This window comes from Paenibacillus sp. FSL H8-0283 (assembly GCF_045040675.1).
Lineage (GTDB): Bacteria > Bacillota > Bacilli > Paenibacillales > Paenibacillaceae > Paenibacillus > Paenibacillus amylolyticus.
In genome coordinates, this window is sequence record NZ_CP150295.1 from 1,945,621 (window position 1) to 1,962,381 (window position 16,761).

The window sequence follows — 16,761 nt, forward strand, 5'->3', positions numbered from 1 at the left end:
GGAGGAAAAATCATGGGATACCAGCATGCCCTGCAAGGATACATTGCGGCGACAAATACACATCAGTTTGATGAAGTCAGTAAATGGTTATCGCCACAAGCCGTATATTGGTTTACGGGAACGTCTTGTACTACCCCTAACGAAATTCGGGCGTATTTTGAGAACGCTTGGGAGACAGTCAAGGAAGAAGTGTATCGTGCTGAAGATGTTAAGTGGATTACGACTAGCAAAGAGCAGGCCGTTTGTATTTATACCTACCACTGGAAGGGAATTTATCAGGGAGAGCTGGCTTATGGCAAGGGTCGGGCAACGAATGTGTTTGTTGCTACGCTTGATGGGGAATGGAAATTAATCCATGAGCATTTAAGCTTGGGTTAGGATAAAAATAATGCCTCATAATGTATCATCCATATCTATATATTTATATCCAAATATTATGATATAATGAAGTTTACTATTTTTATAGGAGATGACTAGTCTGTGGGTATCGTATTTCGTGATACGTTAGAAAGTATAGCTCTTGAACAACTAGGTGGGAATTTCTTTGATGGTTGGCCAAACCCGCCGTCTACGCCAACATTTCTGAAGCTGCTGGAACAATCCTATGCTATTGAACTGGCTGTTGATGAAGATACCGGAAATGTGGTTGGATTCGTACAAGCAATCTCTGATGGTGTTCTCAGTGCGTATATCCCCTTACTGGAAGTAGTGCCAGAGTATAAGGGGCGTGGAATAGGTACGGCTCTTGTTCAGCGTATGTTCGAACGTCTTCGTAATCTTTATATGATCGATCTCTTGTGTGACCCAGAGCTTCAGGCATTTTATGAGAAACAGGGCATGACCAATGCATCTGGAATGATCATTCGACATTATCAAAATCAATCAGGAGCAGTGTGTGATTAATAGATTGAGTAAACTAGTTTGTTGAAATGAAGAATGATATATTTGTAGATTTGCCATACATAGGCTTCTGCAAACAGAACGTAAATGAATATTGTACGATGAAAAGGTGGAGATTGGCATGAAATTGTCGTTCCGGATTTTGGACTGGGAAGAAGAGAGACCCTACGAACTTTTGTTGATGGCTGATCCTTCAAAAGCAATTGTGGATGAATACCTGAGTCGGGGTGTTTGTTTTATTGCCGAGTATGAAGGAGAGATGGTTGGGGAGTTCGTATTGTTGAAGACTCGTCCAGAGACTGCGGAGATTGTTAATATTGCCGTACAGGAAGAACTGCAGGGACAAGGTGTAGGCAAACACATGATTAAGGAAGCGATGGAAGCTGCACGTAGATTGGGATGCCGAATTCTCGAGATTGGGACGGGCAACTCCAGCTTTCATCAATTGAAGTTATACCAACGTTGCGGTTTCCGCATTATCGGGGTTGATCGTGACTTCTTTGTGAGGCATTATGAGGAAGAGATTATAGAGGATGGTATCCGCTGTGTGGATATGATCCGTATGGCCATAGATCTGGATGCTGTTACAGAGGATGAAAACGAAAGGAAGAGTCCCTAAGTGAATCGGCATACACATATTGGGGTATATGGCTTGGTAGCTTGGGAGGGCCAATTCCTGTTGATTCATAAGGCTCGCGGAGCATATCAGGGGCAATGGGATTTACCAGGCGGAAGGCTGGAATTTGGCGAGCAGCCAGAGACTGCTCTTCATCGTGAGATTGAAGAGGAGACGGGCCTGACCCATCTACAAGTGATGATTCGTTCTGCGGAGTCTACGGTACTGGAATGGGTGTATCAAGGTGAGCCGGAAGAGTTGCACCATATCGGGATGTTGTATGATGTTGTTTTGACCGCAGCCAGTCAGCCGGATCATATCAAAAAAGAACCCGATGGTGAAGATTCGTTGGGCGCGGACTGGTTTACACTGGAGCAAGTTAGAGATCTTTCCCTAACCCCGTTTGCAGAGTATATGATTAGCAAAAGTACATCTTGATGTGCATCCTCAACTTTATTGTTAACTTAAATTTGATGAATCCAAAGAAGCTGCTCGGATAATTTATGTCTGGGCCAGCTTTTTGCTGTGGGTCTCCTGAAGAAAACCCCAATTATTTGTTGAATGTGACGTCAAATGGTTAATGTTTAACTTGACGGTTTGTTTTTGCACATAATGGACCACAATTCAATTAAGGAGGTAAAATGGGAGATCGTATGCCTATTTTGTTGTAATTAAGCGTTCGTTGTACTACCCAAATTGATCGATTTATTCGATTCATCTAATTTATGCATCAATTGAACTAAAAATAGGAAATGCTCCTGAGCGTAAAAGTTTATAGAATAGATAGTAGAACATGGACTTCACTTGAAGAAGTGGAGAAAGTGTAACCTTCGAACGGATCAGGACAGTATTCGACATCTGTGCGACGGTATATACAATCATTGTTTTACTTTGATTTTGAAAACGCAGACAAACCTTGACGGGAGCGTCGGACTAACGTTACTACCACCAACAGCACGATTATTGGACTTCATGAAAAATTTCGCTTAAAATGTTGAACGAACGCAAATTACGGCTTAGTCAATGATTTCCGTCAAAAACTTATGACTAAATCAAGACGGAGGGAACGTCGATGACGATCGTGGAAGGCAACAAGAAGCCCTGGGAAAGTTACTATGGCCCCAATATGGGATACGTACAGGAACAATATGAATTATTCACTCAAGACCCTGGTTCGGTTACACCGGCTTATCGTGAACTATTTGAAGAATGGGGTGCACCGCCGATGTCTGGCAGGGATGCACGCACAACCTTGAATTCCGGCAACGCCCAATCGGCTTCCGGAAGCGTAGACATTCAACTATTACAGAAAGCGGTTACAGCGGGTAAACTGGTATGGAACATCCGCACCTATGGTCATCTTGCTGCAGATATAGATCCGCTTGGAATCAGTGAAGATACAGACACATCTTTGCTGGAACCTCAGCATTTTGAATTAAACGAAGAAGATCTGAAAGCTTTGCCTGCTTCCCTGATCTGGGAAGGTGCAGATGGGCAGACAGCAACCGGATGGGATGCAATCCAACGTTTGCGTCAGATATACACTGGACCCATGGCCTACGAATTCAGTCATGTGCACGAAGTTCAAGAGCGTGAGTGGCTGAATCGTCGTGCGGAATCTCGGACATCACCGGCTCCACTTACGCCGAAAGAACGTAAGGCTTTGCTGGAACGTTTGGTTGAAGTCGAGCAATTTGAAGATTATCTTCACAAAACATTTGTTGGGCAGAAACGTTTCTCCATCGAAGGTAACGATGTGCTTGTGCCGATGCTTGATGAAGCAGTTCGCATCATGGCAGAAGCCGGATCAAGCCACATTCTGATGGGTATGGCCCACCGTGGACGGTTAAATGTACTGGCTCATGTTTTGGGCAAACCGTACAGCAAGATTTTCTCTGAATTTCATCATGCTCCGAACAAAGATTTGGTTCCATCGGAAGGTTCGACTGGGATCAACTACGGTTGGACGGGGGATGTCAAATATCATATGGGTGCCAACCGTTTTGTGAAAGACGGGGAAACTGTGCAGGCACGCCTTACTCTGGCGAATAACCCGAGCCATCTGGAATACGTTAATCCGGTTGTACAAGGGTTTGCTCGTGCGGCTCAGGATGACCGTCGTGACCCTGGGTATCCGAAGCAGGACGTGACGAAGGCAGCTACCATTTTGATGCACGGTGATGCAGCATTCCCTGGAGAAGGGATCGTTGCAGAGACGCTTAACTTCAAAGCTCTGCCAGGATATCAGAATGGCGGAACCATCCATATTATCGTCAACAATCGTCTGGGTTTCACTACAGATAGCAGTGATTCCCGTTCAACGTACTACGCAAGTGACCTTGCTAAAGGGTACGAAATTCCGATTGTACACGTGAATGCGGACAATCCGGATGCTTGTATTGCAGCCATTCGTATGGCAGCCGAGTATCGCAATCGCTTCAAAAAGGATTTCCTGATCGACTTGATCGGTTATCGTCGCTACGGCCATAACGAAACCGATGATCCCGAAACAACTCAACCTATCGTTTATGACAAGGTGAAAAACCATCCAACGGTAAGCCACTTGTATCAGGATCAGTTGAAAGAGGAATCGATTATCGATGATGCATCCATTACGAGCATTCGCGATGGAGTAACGAACAAATTAAAAGAAGCTTATGACCAGATGAAGAAAAATGAAGTGCATGAATATTATCAGCGGAAAATCAGTGAGCCGGAGGCTGTTACGATTACTCCGACTGCGGTACCGCTGGAGAATCTTCGCAGCATTAATGCCGATCTGCTGAAATGGCCTGAGAACTTCAATGTGTATCCGAAGTTACAGCGAATTTTGCAACGCCGGAGCACTTCCCTGAACGAAGGGGAAAAAGTGGATTGGAGCCTTGCGGAGACACTCGCATTTGCAACCATTCTGGCAGATGGCAAGCCAATTCGGATTAGTGGACAGGATGCCGAGCGTGCTACATTCGCTCATCGGAATCTGGTGTTGCATGATTCGGAGAATGGAGCAAAGTTCTGCCCATTACATCACTTGCCACAGGCAAGAGCATCCTTTGCAATCTATAACAGTCCGTTGTCTGAAGAATCCGTTGTTGGATTCGAATACGGATATAACGTATATTCACCCGATACACTGGTCATCTGGGAAGCTCAATTCGGTGACTTTGCCAACTGTGCACAGGTTATCTTTGATCAGTTTGTATCAGCGGGTCGTGCCAAGTGGTCTCAGAAATCCAGTCTGGTCATGTTGCTTCCACATGCGAATGAGGGTCAGGGACCTGAGCATACAAGTGCTCGTCTTGAACGCTTCCTGCAGCTTTGTGCAGAAGACAACATGACGGTTGCCAACTTGTCGAGTGCTTCTCAGTACTTCCACTTGTTGCGTCGTCAAGCTTCCTTGACTGAAACGGAAGATGCTCGTCCACTTGTGATGATGTCACCGAAAAGTCTCATTCGGAATCCGCGTGTTGCTTCACCGGCAGTCGAATTCAGTGAAGGCAAGTTTGAGCTTGTGCTGGAGCAAGCCGGACTGGGTACACAGCCGGATCGCGTAGAGCGCATTATTTTGTGCAGTGGCAAGATTGCCATTGACTTGGAAGATGCTTTTGAAAAAGATAAAGCTGATTGGTCATGGCTTCACATCATTCGAGTGGAACAGCTATATCCGTTCCCGGCAGAAGAGATTAAACGCATACTCGCACGTTTCAGCAATGTAAAAGAACTGGTATGGGTACAGGAAGAAAACAAAAACATGGGTGCCTGGACATACATGGAGCCTCGTCTTCGTGAAGTTGCCCCGGAAGGCACAACCGTTAGATACGAAGGTCGCCCGGAACACGCAAGTCCTTCCAGCGGTTATCAGCTTGTGCATAGTATGGAACAGCAACAGATTATTACATCTGCGTTGAAACAGACGACGAAGAATAATATTCCACTGGGGAGGTAACAGCTGTGAGTGAAATTAAAGTACCTGCAATGGGTGAGTCAATAACTGAGGGAACTGTATCCAGATGGATGGTTAAAGAAGGGGATACCGTTAATCAGGGTGATGTGCTTCTTGAACTGGAAACGGATAAAGTAAATATTGAGATCAGCGCAGAAGAAAGTGGCGTGCTGGAGAAGATCATTCGTCAGGAAGGAGAGACGGTCGAGATCGGTGAAACGATCGGTACACTCTCAGCTGGTTCTGGAGGAGGAAGCGGTGCACCCGCTTCCGAACCAGCAGCTGAAGAGAAAAAGGCCGTTACTCCTGCACCTGAAGCTCCAACACCACCACCAGCACCTGTTGCAGCAGCACCGGAGTCATCCGATAGTGCCAAGACGGCTTCACCGTCTGCCCGTAAGCTTGCACGTGAACGTGGTATCGAACTGGATCAGGTTCAGAGCAAAGATCCGATTGGACGGGTATACCAGGATGATGTGAAGAGTCATAACAATCAGGCTCCTGCTGCTCCACCTGCGAGTAAAGCCCCAGCAACACCAAGTGCTCCGGCAGCTGGAAGTTCTACCTATACCAAACCAGTGGAGCGTCAGCGGATGTCTCGCCGTCGTGCAACCATTGCGAAACGTCTGGTAGAGGCTCAGCAGACAGCAGCCATGTTGACTACGTTTAATGAAGTTGATATGACTGCCATCATGGATGTACGTAAACGCCGTAAGGACAAGTTCAAAGAGAAACATGAGATTAACCTGGGCTTCATGTCCTTCTTCACTAAAGCGGTTGTGGGGGCTCTGAAAAAGTTCCCTACAATTAACGCAGAGATTGATGGCGAAGATGTTGTACTCAAAAAGTATTATGATATCGGCATCGCCGTATCTGCGAAGGAAGGACTGGTTGTACCGGTTGTGCGTGATGCAGATCGTCTGGGCTTTGCCGAGATCGAGAAGAGCATTGCGGATCTGGCATCCAAAGCTCGTTCCAACACGCTGGCGTTATCTGATCTGCAAGGTGGAACGTTCACCATCACCAATGGTGGAACATTTGGTTCCTTGTTGTCTACGCCAATTCTGAATACACCTCAAGTGGGTATTCTGGGGATGCATAAGATCCAGCTTCGTCCAGTGGCGATTGATGCAGAACGGATGGAGAACCGTCCAATGATGTACATCGCGTTGTCCTACGATCACCGGATTATCGACGGTAGTGAGGCTGTTCGCTTCCTCGTAACCGTGAAAGAACTGCTTGAAGACCCGGAATCCCTGTTAATTGAAGGTTAATCCATAACGTTTGATTATAGCTATTATTCATATCGCTTAACAAGAAAACCCCTGAACTGGAGCGCAGCGTGAGCTGTACATCCGATTCAGGGGTTTCTTTTTGCTCTTGATATGTCTCCGAGTCTATTATATAGAGTCAGCCGTCTCGGTAGGGCTCACCGGACTAGGGTGAGTATTCGAGCCAGGGGTATTCCGCTCTAGCCAGCTCACAACGTGCTGGGCTACTTCTGTTCGGTTAATCTCATGCAGCATTTCATGGCGTCCATCCGGATACAGGCGATACTCAATATTCTCCAGCTGAAGTTTCTTATACTGCGAGACCAGATTAAGAACGCCTTTGCCATGAAGTCCGACAGGGTCCTTCTCACCTGAGAACAGGTATACGGGTTTGTGTTTGGGTATGCGCTCCATATTGTGTGGAAGATGGACTTCAAGCAGCAATTTGAAGAAGTCGCGGAAAAAGCCTGCTGTACAGACGGCTCCGCACAGGGGGTCATCAATGAATCGCTGAACCTCTTGTGAGTCCCGGGACAACCAATCAAACGGTGTCGTTGCAGGGCGGAAAGAGCGGTTAAATCCACCAAATACAATCGCGTTGAGTAGCATGCTGGGGTGGGTAGCCCCCTGAATGCCGCACTGCAAGAAGGCCAACTTCTCTCCAAACCGGAGCAGACCACGTCTGCCGTTTGTCCCGGATAAAATAAAGGCATGGTACTGCTCATGACCAGCGTACATGAGATGTTGTACCAAGAATGAGCCCATGCTATGTCCCATTAGAAATAGGGGCACCCCAGGATTCTCTTTGGCGGCTACTTCGCCCAGATTGATCATATCACTCGCCATCCAGCGGAAGGCATCGATACCAGCATTACCAAGCAACTTGGCATTCTCCACAGTTTTGCCATGACCCCGATGGTCATTGGCATAAACCGCATAGCCATTTTGGGTAAGGATGTCGGCAAATTCGGCGTATCGGGCTGCTGTCTCGCCCATGCCGTGTGCAATTTGCACTACACCTTTAACGTTGCATTCCGGATCGGGAAGCCAGCGGTACACATGAATACGGGTACCTTCACTAGCGACCAAGGCAAAGGTAGATTCCTGCATCTCGTGTAATTCCTCCTTCACAGGTTACATATAAGCTTGATTTAGGGCAGATAAGAGCGAAGAACAGTGGTATTCCCGTTCAATGTATAAGAACCCAGATTGGCTGGCAAGAGATAACATTGTCCAGCTTTCAATTCAATGCTGTCTGATTCAGCATGTGCCCACTCCAAAGTTCCTTCTCCTTCACAGACAACGAGAATCGTGAAGCTGTCAGGATTGGTGGAGAGTTCCCAACGTTTATTCACAATACCTTTTTCAACTACAAAATAAGGGCATTCCGCAAGCTTGAGCCATTCACCAGGAGTAGCGTTATTTGTTTTCATCGTTGAGGCACCTGCGCCCTCATAGGCGGTGACATTTAATGAGTCTTCAACATGCAACTCACGTGGTTTGCCATCCAGCCCTGGACGATTATAATCGTATATGCGGTACGTCGTATCCGAGTTTTGCTGAATCTCAGCGACAACGACACCTGCACAGAGCGCATGCACTGTTCCGGCAGGGATAAAGAACGTATCGCCGGCCTCTACAGGTACCTGACGAAGGGTATCCATCACCGTGCCGTTTTCCAATGCTTCTTTTAATGTTGCCCGATCAACGCCTTCGTTCAAGCCATAGATGATGTGTGCGCCCGGTTTTGCGTCGAGTACATACCACATTTCTGTTTTGCCAAGCTCGCCTGGAGGAAGTGCCTCATAATCGTCTGTTGGATGAACCTGAACGGACAGGTCATCGTTGCAGTCAAGCAGCTTAATCAGAAGGGGGAAACGGCCGCCTTTTTCAGAGACACCTTTGGTTCCAAGCCATTCGGTGCCCAGTTGTTCACGAACTTCATCCAGACCCTTGCCAGCCAGTGCTCCATTTAATACCTTGGTTGTACCGTTGGGATGATCTGCAATCATCCATCCTTCTCCGATATGTCCTTCAGGGGGCGTAAGGCCGAATTGCTCCAGCGCACGACCGCCCCACACACGTTCTTTGAACTCAGGTTGGAATTGTAATGGGTATGGCGTAGACATCAGTAATCTCTCCTCTAGTATATGAAATGGTGGATCGCTTTAATCAGTCATGGGCATGTAGTCGCCATGAGCAAACAAGTGAATACGTTTGCATATGTAGATGTAGAACACAGATCGCAGTAAGAAAAAGCCGTTAATAGCTCGCCTTGCGATTGTGTCTAGTTTATTGTATTTGGTGAACAAAGGAAATTATTTTTTCTCGATTCCGATCAGAAAAGGAGAAGTTTCTCGCTGCAATTGGCGATAGATCACAACCTGTGCCTGTTCCACCGGAAGGGCAGAGGACCAGTCCAATACAGCTTCTGCTTCCTGTGCCCCTCCGTCATGACCGGGGTAGAGCACAACCGTAATAATTCCGCGAGGACGTAATAAAGCGAGTGCAGCCTCGAGTGCAGCGATTGTGCTGTCAGTCTCGGTGATGATGGAGGAATCTGCACTTTCTGAAGGCAGGTACCCCAGATTGAACATAACTGCACCAACCGTACCAAGCCATGACTCAGGAACTGCTTCTGCCATTCGATCATGGCTTAGTTGAAGCATGGAGATGGAGCCAAGCTTGGCTTCATCATTTTGTTTTCGAATCCGGGCCTGTGCCAGCGTGAGGGCTTCATTTTGAATATCGAATCCAATGACTTGACCACGCCGGCCAACTTGTTGTGCCAAAAATAGTGTGTCTGCTCCTGTACCCACCGTTGCATCTATCGCCAGATCACCTTTCTGCAGACGGGAAGCAACCCACTGATGCGCACAGCTGAGAACCGAAAGAAAGCCCATCTATGCTCGCCTCCAATACTTACCTTGCCATGAATCCCGCTCTCGCAACTCACGATCAATGGAGTTCAACACTTCCCATTTGTTCATGGACCACATCGGTCCAATCAACAGATCACGCGGTGCGTCGCCTGTAAGACGGTGTACGATCATTTCCGGTGGAAGCATCTCCAGTGTATCTACGATCAGCTTGATATACTCGTCCTGATCCAGAAAACGTAAAAGACCGGCTTCGTATTGCTTCACCATTGGTGTTTTGCGCATCAGATGCAGCAGGTGAATCTTGATTCCCTGTACATCCATATTGGCAACTGCACGTCCAGTGTCCAGCATCATCTCATGTGTCTCTTGAGGCAGACCATATATGATATGTGTGCACACACGTATATTCCGTTTGCGCAGTTTCTCAACCGCTTCTTCATAACACTTCGTGTCGTGCGCGCGATTAATCAATGTTGATGTGGAATCATGGATGGTTTGAAGCCCCATCTCAACCCACAGGTAGGTGCGCTCGTTCAGTTCAGCCAAATAATCAACAACGTCATCTGGCAAACAGTCCGGGCGAGTGGCGATGGACAAACCAACAACACCGGGTTGCTCCAAAATCTCTTCAAAATATTCGCGCAGCTCCTCAACCGGAGCATACGTATTCGTATAGGCTTGGAAGTAGCCAATATAATGGGCTTTAGGCCACTTGAGGTGCTGTTTATCTCGAATTGTATTGAATTGGGTGACCAGATCTTCACGTCTGCTGCCAGCAAAATCGCCTGATCCACGCGCACTGCAGAATGTGCAACCACCTTTGGCAATGGAACCGTCGCGGTTGGGACAGGTGAATCCAGCATCCAGCATCACTTTGAAAACCTTATTGTTAAATTGATCTCGCATCTCATAATTCCAGGTATGGAATCGTTTATCTCCCCACAGGAGAGGGGACTGTAATGCAGGTGCATTCATCTTCAGGGTACTCCTTTGGCTGTCGAATTACCGTAATCATACGTGAACAAAAGAAGAAGCGCTATGCGATTTCCGTCATAGACGATGGATAGCGATTATAGGTGTCTTCATGAACTTTTATCATTGTATCAAAAAACTAAAAAAAAAGGGAATCGAAACGCAAAAATAGGCCGTAAAATCAAGGTTTTCTCCTTGCTATAGTTTACACCTTATGTTATATTTAAATCAGCGTCAGACACCATCTAATGGGTATTATTCATCATAGCATTTGAATCAACGTTGACGTCATGGACCATACTATACCGTGAGGTGATATGAATGAATTCCCAAGTTAAAAACAATGAGTTGAATCATGTGTCTGTTGAATTGACGGCAGAAGAAGCACTGGCTTTAACAGGTGTTCGTTTTAATGGAAATCCGAAAGTGAAAGCGGCTGCAAGACAAAAAGTTCGCGATGCTTTCGAAAAGACATTTGATTTTTCACACCAAGATAAGGTAGACTATGAACTACTAAAGTAGTTGGACCCCAATTCCAAATAAATCGAAGAGGGAATCTTTGAGATTTGCCCAAAGTGGCAGATCCGAAGATTCCCTTTTCATTGCTCTTTACAATTTGCCAGTTCTTCGGCAAAATAAGTCTGAGACAAGTATGGGACAAACGGAGGAATAAAATGCGTTTACGTGGCAGAAAAGGGATAAGAGAAAATCTGGAGCAACAAGTTGATCTTGTTGTACTGGACCCCAAGCAACATAAAGGAAAATGGTCTGAACTGTTTGGCAATGACCATCCGATCTTCGTGGAATTTGGTATGGGTAAAGGTCAATTTATCAGCCAAATGAGTTATAAATATCCGGAATTTAATTTCATCGGTATTGATATGTATGATGAACTGGTGCGTCGTGCCAGTGAGAAAGCTCGTAATGCGTGGAGTCAGGCTGATGTGGAGACACCTCCGAACCTGAAGCTTGCGCTGGCAAATATCGAACAGATCGAAGAAGTTTTTGAACCGGAAGAACTGGAGCGCATTTATTTGAACTTCAGTGATCCTTGGCCAAAAGCAAAGCATGCACGTCGTCGGTTGACGCACCCGCGCTTCCTGAAGAAATACACGGAATTGCTTAATCCCAAAGGTCAGATTCATTTCAAAACCGATTCGGAGACGCTGTTTGATTTCTCACTCAACGCCATTGCCGACTTCGGCCTGCAAATGACCAATATTTCTTTGAATCTGCATCGTGATGGTTTGAATGAAGAACATGTGATGACGGAGTACGAGCAGAAATTCATGGGTAAAGGTATGAACATTCACCGGGTTGAAGTGATTGTGGGTGAAGAGGCCCTGCGTGAGTATCAGCAGACACGTCTGGACAAGTATAAAGTTCGTGAAGCTTCGGATGAGTCTGGCGAAGATCAGGAACAGGAATAAATCGAAATCTAACTTAAACTCATTAAAGAAGAGCGACACATGAGGTGAATGATTCATTCTCATAGGTCGCTCTTTTTTTGCATTAACAATCCATATGCATTACTCCATAAACTCAAGTCTGGTATGGTATGATTTCAAAAGTTCTCTGAATGAAATTCTTTGCGGCGATAATCGTTTGGTGTAACACCATTGAACTTTTTGAACATGCGATAGAAGTATGAACTGTTGGTGAATCCGGTTCTCTCGGCAATGTCGGCAACGGAGTTCTCCGTCTCCACCAGCAGATGCTGGGCCTTGGCTATTCGGGTCTCGTTAATCACGTCCGTGAGCCCTTTCAGGGTGAGCTGTTTGTAGAGCCTGCTTACATAGATGGGCGACATGCCCAACTCATCTGCGATAGAAGTTAGACATAGATTGGGGTCCGCATAGTCCCGCTCAATAATGCCATTGATTTTACGAATCAATTCTTCGTGCTTCAGCGTACGTTTCTCCTCGACTTTGGAACCAAGCTCATCAAACATCCGATAGAAGTGTTCATGTACTTCACTGATGTCTTCCGCGTCTTTGACAGGCAGCATTAGACCATCCGAGACTGAATCAAGCGTGAGTTGATTATTCTTCTTGAGGGTATTTCGTACATGGTTCAGTGTCATCGTCAGATGGGATAAAGCTAGCTGGAAGACGGTAAATGGATATGCGGCTGTCTCGCCGACGATGTCTGCATAGACTTGTTTTGCTTCTCGCGTCTTACCTGTCATTAGATGATCAACAAGCTGTCTTTCCTTACCTGCTGGGAATGCGTACTCCTTGGCGTGATAAGCCATGATGTCAGAGGTATAGATCAGACAGCCCGGTCCCATGAACAAACGATGAAGTGAGGCTTCGGCTGATCTGGTGTAGGATGCAATACTGTCTTCCAATGAATCTTCTTCCGTGCCGATCGTACAGGAGATGGAGCATTTCAAATGGGTCATTACAGCTGCCTGCATCATACGTAGCAGCTCTTCGATCCGGTTATGAGCAGGTTGCTCAAGTTCATGGCTTTCCGCTTTTTCATTGAAGATGAGTGTGATCAGATCACCGCCCATGTCCACAGCTTCCGCATTGTAGTGGAGATCGGCTGTCTCGGTGCAGATGTTCATCATGGCGTATTTTACAAGTTGGGTCTCATCACGATACGTTTCGCTGAATTCGGTAAAATGGTCAATACGCAGTAATACCAGTCTGGATGCACGCTGAACATCAATGGAGGAGCCGTAGAACTTCATCCGTTCTTCCAGCATACCTCCAGTTACTGTTTCGCGGCCCTGTAGGGCCCCTCGTAGAAAATCCTGCCGTAACAAATGAAGACTGCCACGTCGCTCTGCTTCCATCACACGTAAACGAACAAGCACCTTATCAATAGGGTGATATAGTTTTCGGGACACAAGGTAAGAGAGCAGCAAGCCTGCGAAGAGAAGTCCAACACAAAACAGAACGGTATGTGTGCGCATACTCCGTATATCTGAGGTAATCAGATCATAAGGTGTTATTCTCACATAACGCCAACCCAGATCATCGGGAGCGGTATAGGTGATGAGCGATTTTTCTCCGTCGACCTTCTCGGTAAAGTAAGCTGATTGCTCCGTATCCTGCATAATTGGCTTCATAAAAGCTTCGCTGGAGAGATTTTTCATCAATGCACGGTCGCCAAAGTCAGATAAAAGGTCTCCATTCTCATTCACGATAAAGGTTTTGCCGGGTTGATCCACAGCATTCATATTTGGACTGAGCCAATCATCCTTGATATTAACGATGACAGCATAGTTTAGCTTCGCGTTATCATTAATTGTGTCATAACAGAGATAGGTGTAGCTGTTAACCTCTGTTGCTTCGGTAGAGCCGACCTGATATGTACGCGGGATGGGCACAAAAGGTTTATAGTCATGGAAGCGTTGGAGGATGCTTGTAATCCCCTGATCATCGATCTCCGAGATGGACTGCTGCCCATTGCGCACGTTGGAACTGATATAGAATTCATTACTTTTGGAGTTATATACATAGATGGATTCGATAAAGGGAAGGGACATACGGTAGTTGTCTAGCTGCTCCATCGCCGATGTGATCTCATAGATATTTGGTTTGGAATAAAGCAGTAATGAAGAGATGGTGTAGTCCTGATAAATCTGATATGACAATGATTTCGCAGTCTCGGTCATTTTGGCCACTTCACGGCTGGTTTGAGTAAGACTGTTCATATCTGTACGATACACCTGGCGAAGAGCAATCCGATTATAGTTGACGTACAAAATAGAAGAAGCCACAAGTAAGGTAGCGACGGTACTGATAATAATGCCGATCAGAATCCGTGTGAAGACCTTCTGACTGTCCTCTGAACGTTTACGCATTCTGTTTCCCCCTCAGACCTCCTATTTTGGGTGAACAACATAGAATTTCATATACATATGTGAGGCTTCATATATCGATGTACAGAAGAGCAAGAGTAACTTGAATTATATATTATGTATGCGTTTACATCAATGCTGGACAGGCCATTTTGCCTATTTTCTCTACATAAAGTTCAACTTTCGCTGGATTGTTCACTAGGTGTAGCCTATGCACGATATCAACATTTGTGAACGGATGTGTGTGAATGTCTGTTCATTTCATGGTTCGTTCATTTTGTTCATAGTTCATTTCGCAGAATCGTTCATTTTCTGAAGGGAAGCTTCAGTATCCGTGAGTGAAGAGAGCATCTACAATAAAAAGAGAGCTCCACCACGCAGCACCGCAAGAAATTCGGGAGGGATCGAGCCATGCTCAAAGAATTGAACAAAAACAAAATCATGTTTCTGATGCTGTTGCCCACGCTGATCTTTTTTCTGATTAACTCGTATTTTCCGATGGTCGGCATCTATTATGCGTTCACCCGGTATGATTTTGAAGGCGGATTATTTGGTAGTCCATTTGTCGGTCTGGAGAACTTTAAGTTCCTATGGCAATCCGGAATGTTGCTGAAGCTCACAACCAATACCGTGGGTTACAATCTCGCCTTCATTATATTAGGAAACGGTCTGGCGATCTTCTGTGCGATCATGCTTAGCGAGATCCGGGGCAGGTTATTCAAAAAAATCACGCAATCCGTCATGTTCTTGCCGTATTTCATCTCATTTGTACTATTAAGTGTAATCGCTTACAACATGTTCAACTACGAGTCGGGTTTTGTGAACACGGTGCTCAAACGTTTTGAGGCCGGCCCGGTCGACATTTATAACACACCCTGGATCTGGGTGTTCCTGATCATCATCTTTTATCTATGGAAAAATCTTGGATACAGCATGGTCATCTATCTGGCCGCCATAACGGGTATCAGTGACGAGTATTATGAAGCTGCCCGAATCGACGGGGCGAATATATTTCAGCGGATCTGGTACATTACGGTACCCATGCTGAAGCCAACCTTTGTCATCCTGTTGTTGTTCTCACTCGGCAGCATTATGAAGGGGCAGTTTGACCTGTTCTATCAACTGATCGGTAATAATGGGGTGCTGTACAATGCTACAGATATTATTGATACGTATGTGTACCGTTCACTGAAAGTAACGTTTGATATCGGGATGGCAACGGCTGCTGGTCTGTATCAGTCCTTGTTTGGATTCATTTTGATCATGACCGTCAACTATATTATCCGCAAAGTAAATGAGGACTACGCCTTGTTCTAGAACGCCCGCAGGGCAGGAGGGAGAACGATCATGAACACGCCAATGAATACTCACACTCGTACGAATACTCGTCTCAGAGATTCGGAATTCACTTTCATGTTTCAACTGATTTCCTACAGCTTCATCATCATTTTATCGATCATGTGCTTGTTACCGTTTCTGCTGATTCTATCCGGTTCATTCAGCAGCAACGAGTCCATTGTGAGGGATGGTTATCACCTCTTTCCAACGGACTTTTCCCTGGAAGGTTACAAAATGGTTTTTACATTCCCTACAAAGGTACTCAAGGCTTATGGGGTAACGGTCTTTACAACGGTGGTGGGGACTACGCTTGGGCTGTTCCTCATCACGATGGCCGGATTTGTGCTCCAGCGTAAGGATTTTAAATATCGGAACACGTTCTCGTTTTTTATCTACTTCACAACCCTGTTTGGTGGGGGACTTGTGCCTTGGTACATTATGTTGGCGAACTACTTCAATCTCACAGATACGTACACCGTACTGATTTTCCCGGGGTTGATGACGCCATTCCTCATTATCCTGATGAAAAACTTCATTCGCTCGGCAGTGCCGGATGAATTGATTGAGTCAGCCAAAATTGATGGAGCGAATGACTTCCGCATCTATTTCAGCATTGTGTTGAAACTGGCGATGCCTGGTATCGCCACCGTAGGTCTGTTCTTGGCACTCGGTTACTGGAATGACTGGTTTACCTCATCCCTCTTCATTAACAACCCGGATATGTACCAACTGCAATTTTATCTCTACAACACGATGAACACGATCACATTCATTGACCAGATGGCGATTGGCACAGGGATCACACTCAGTCAGGATGTGCCTACCGAATCAACCAAGATGGCAATGGCCATCGTTGTAACGGGACCGATTTTGTTCCTGTATCCGTTTGTACAACGTTATTTTGTTAAAGGACTCACCATTGGTGCAGTGAAAGGTTAGAACGTGAACGCGCTGTGGGCGTCAGGCCATTGACATCATTTCAGGTCTGAAGCATGGCGAGTCTGCGCTAACATATAAAGGTTCAC

General features: G+C 46.0%; 15 protein-coding genes. 10 read left to right on the top strand and 5 right to left on the bottom strand.

The features are described from left to right. The first annotated feature begins 12 nt into the window (after positions 1-12). The 6 genes from MHI52_RS08960 to odhB all read left to right on the top strand — a co-directional run bounded on the left by MHI52_RS08960 (position 13) and on the right by odhB (position 6,733). The gene (locus tag MHI52_RS08960; RefSeq protein WP_339188673.1) at positions 13-378 is read left to right on the top strand and encodes a nuclear transport factor 2 family protein; all 366 of its coding nucleotides are present in this window, start codon (positions 13-15) and stop codon (positions 376-378) included. A gap of 102 nt (positions 379-480) precedes the next feature. After that, positions 481-903 carry a GNAT family N-acetyltransferase gene (locus tag MHI52_RS08965; protein ID WP_340983016.1) on the top strand — a complete coding sequence of 141 codons (423 nt, stop codon included), beginning with the start codon at positions 481-483 and terminating at the stop codon, positions 901-903. 118 nt (positions 904-1,021) lie between these two features. Then, a complete protein-coding gene (locus MHI52_RS08970) occupies positions 1,022-1,519 on the top strand; it encodes a GNAT family N-acetyltransferase (RefSeq protein ID WP_036610208.1) in 498 nt (165 codons plus the stop codon). Beyond that, entirely contained in the window at positions 1,520-1,954 is a 435-nt protein-coding gene (locus MHI52_RS08975) for an NUDIX domain-containing protein (protein ID WP_036610206.1), read from the top strand. 634 nt (positions 1,955-2,588) lie between these two features. Beyond that, positions 2,589-5,462 carry a 2-oxoglutarate dehydrogenase E1 component gene (locus tag MHI52_RS08980; RefSeq protein ID WP_405158896.1) on the top strand — a complete coding sequence of 958 codons (2,874 nt, stop codon included), beginning with the start codon at positions 2,589-2,591 and terminating at the stop codon, positions 5,460-5,462. A 5-nt stretch (positions 5,463-5,467) separates the two neighbouring features. Further along, the gene (gene odhB, locus MHI52_RS08985; RefSeq protein ID WP_340983015.1) at positions 5,468-6,733 is read left to right on the top strand and encodes a 2-oxoglutarate dehydrogenase complex dihydrolipoyllysine-residue succinyltransferase; all 1,266 of its coding nucleotides are present in this window, start codon (positions 5,468-5,470) and stop codon (positions 6,731-6,733) included. Positions 6,734-6,859: 126 nt separating this feature from the next. Here odhB and MHI52_RS08990 read toward each other — a convergent pair whose 3' ends face one another. From MHI52_RS08990 to MHI52_RS09005, 4 genes are all read right to left on the bottom strand, one after another. After that, positions 6,860-7,840, bottom strand: a complete 981-nt coding sequence (locus tag MHI52_RS08990) for an alpha/beta fold hydrolase (protein ID WP_405158897.1) — start codon at positions 7,838-7,840, stop codon at positions 6,860-6,862. Between the two features lie 41 nt (positions 7,841-7,881). Further along, entirely contained in the window at positions 7,882-8,859 is a 978-nt protein-coding gene (locus MHI52_RS08995) for a type I phosphomannose isomerase catalytic subunit (RefSeq protein ID WP_076252465.1), read from the bottom strand. Between the two features lie 189 nt (positions 8,860-9,048). Next, complete coding sequence (locus MHI52_RS09000; protein WP_405158898.1) at positions 9,049-9,633, bottom strand: class I SAM-dependent methyltransferase; 585 nt, start codon at positions 9,631-9,633, stop codon at positions 9,049-9,051. Next, on the bottom strand, positions 9,634-10,587 hold the full coding sequence (locus MHI52_RS09005) for a TIGR01212 family radical SAM protein (RefSeq protein ID WP_036669734.1): 954 nt from the start codon (positions 10,585-10,587) through the stop codon (positions 9,634-9,636). It abuts the gene before it with no gap. Between the two features lie 318 nt (positions 10,588-10,905). On the opposite strand from MHI52_RS09005, the gene MHI52_RS09010 reads away from it, so the two are divergent. Continuing rightward, positions 10,906-11,106 carry a hypothetical protein gene (locus MHI52_RS09010; protein WP_036610190.1) on the top strand — a complete coding sequence of 67 codons (201 nt, stop codon included), beginning with the start codon at positions 10,906-10,908 and terminating at the stop codon, positions 11,104-11,106. Between the two features lie 152 nt (positions 11,107-11,258). Next, positions 11,259-12,014, top strand: coding sequence for a tRNA (guanosine(46)-N7)-methyltransferase TrmB (gene trmB / locus MHI52_RS09015; protein ID WP_076252463.1), 756 nt, complete (start codon positions 11,259-11,261; stop codon positions 12,012-12,014). Positions 12,015-12,148: 134 nt separating this feature from the next. Here the strand turns inward: trmB and MHI52_RS09020 are convergent, their stop codons facing one another. Further along, entirely contained in the window at positions 12,149-14,401 is a 2,253-nt protein-coding gene (locus MHI52_RS09020; RefSeq protein ID WP_405158899.1) for an AraC family transcriptional regulator, read from the bottom strand. 408 nt (positions 14,402-14,809) lie between these two features. Between MHI52_RS09020 and MHI52_RS09025 the strand changes: the two genes are divergently transcribed. Together MHI52_RS09025 and MHI52_RS09030 are read left to right on the top strand one after the other, a co-directional pair. After that, positions 14,810-15,715 (top strand): sugar ABC transporter permease, encoded by a 906-nt coding sequence (locus MHI52_RS09025; protein WP_017689672.1) that lies wholly within the window; start codon positions 14,810-14,812, stop codon positions 15,713-15,715. 96 nt (positions 15,716-15,811) lie between these two features. Continuing rightward, positions 15,812-16,675 carry a carbohydrate ABC transporter permease gene (locus MHI52_RS09030; RefSeq protein ID WP_373865007.1) on the top strand — a complete coding sequence of 288 codons (864 nt, stop codon included), beginning with the start codon at positions 15,812-15,814 and terminating at the stop codon, positions 16,673-16,675. Positions 16,676-16,761: the final 86 nt, after the last annotated feature.

What these genes read in the sequence shown, in the direction of transcription:
- MHI52_RS08960 (WP_339188673.1), top strand. Translation starts at nt 13, where the DNA reads ATGGGATACCAGCATGCCCTGCAAGGATACATTGCGGCGACAAATACA.
- MHI52_RS08970 (WP_036610208.1), top strand. Translation starts at nt 1,022, where the DNA reads ATGAAATTGTCGTTCCGGATTTTGGACTGGGAAGAAGAGAGACCCTAC.
- MHI52_RS08980 (WP_405158896.1), top strand. Translation starts at nt 2,589, where the DNA reads ATGACGATCGTGGAAGGCAACAAGAAGCCCTGGGAAAGTTACTATGGC.
- MHI52_RS08990 (WP_405158897.1), bottom strand. Translation starts at nt 7,840, where the DNA reads ATGCAGGAATCTACCTTTGCCTTGGTCGCTAGTGAAGGTACCCGTATT.
- MHI52_RS08995 (WP_076252465.1), bottom strand. Translation starts at nt 8,859, where the DNA reads ATGTCTACGCCATACCCATTACAATTCCAACCTGAGTTCAAAGAACGT.
- MHI52_RS09000 (WP_405158898.1), bottom strand. Translation starts at nt 9,633, where the DNA reads ATGGGCTTTCTTTCGGTTCTCAGCTGTGCGCATCAGTGGGTTGCTTCC.
- MHI52_RS09005 (WP_036669734.1), bottom strand. Translation starts at nt 10,587, where the DNA reads ATGAATGCACCTGCATTACAGTCCCCTCTCCTGTGGGGAGATAAACGA.
- MHI52_RS09010 (WP_036610190.1), top strand. Translation starts at nt 10,906, where the DNA reads ATGAATTCCCAAGTTAAAAACAATGAGTTGAATCATGTGTCTGTTGAA.
- trmB (WP_076252463.1), top strand. Translation starts at nt 11,259, where the DNA reads ATGCGTTTACGTGGCAGAAAAGGGATAAGAGAAAATCTGGAGCAACAA.
- MHI52_RS09020 (WP_405158899.1), bottom strand. Translation starts at nt 14,401, where the DNA reads ATGCGTAAACGTTCAGAGGACAGTCAGAAGGTCTTCACACGGATTCTG.
- MHI52_RS09025 (WP_017689672.1), top strand. Translation starts at nt 14,810, where the DNA reads ATGCTCAAAGAATTGAACAAAAACAAAATCATGTTTCTGATGCTGTTG.
- MHI52_RS09030 (WP_373865007.1), top strand. Translation starts at nt 15,812, where the DNA reads ATGTTTCAACTGATTTCCTACAGCTTCATCATCATTTTATCGATCATG.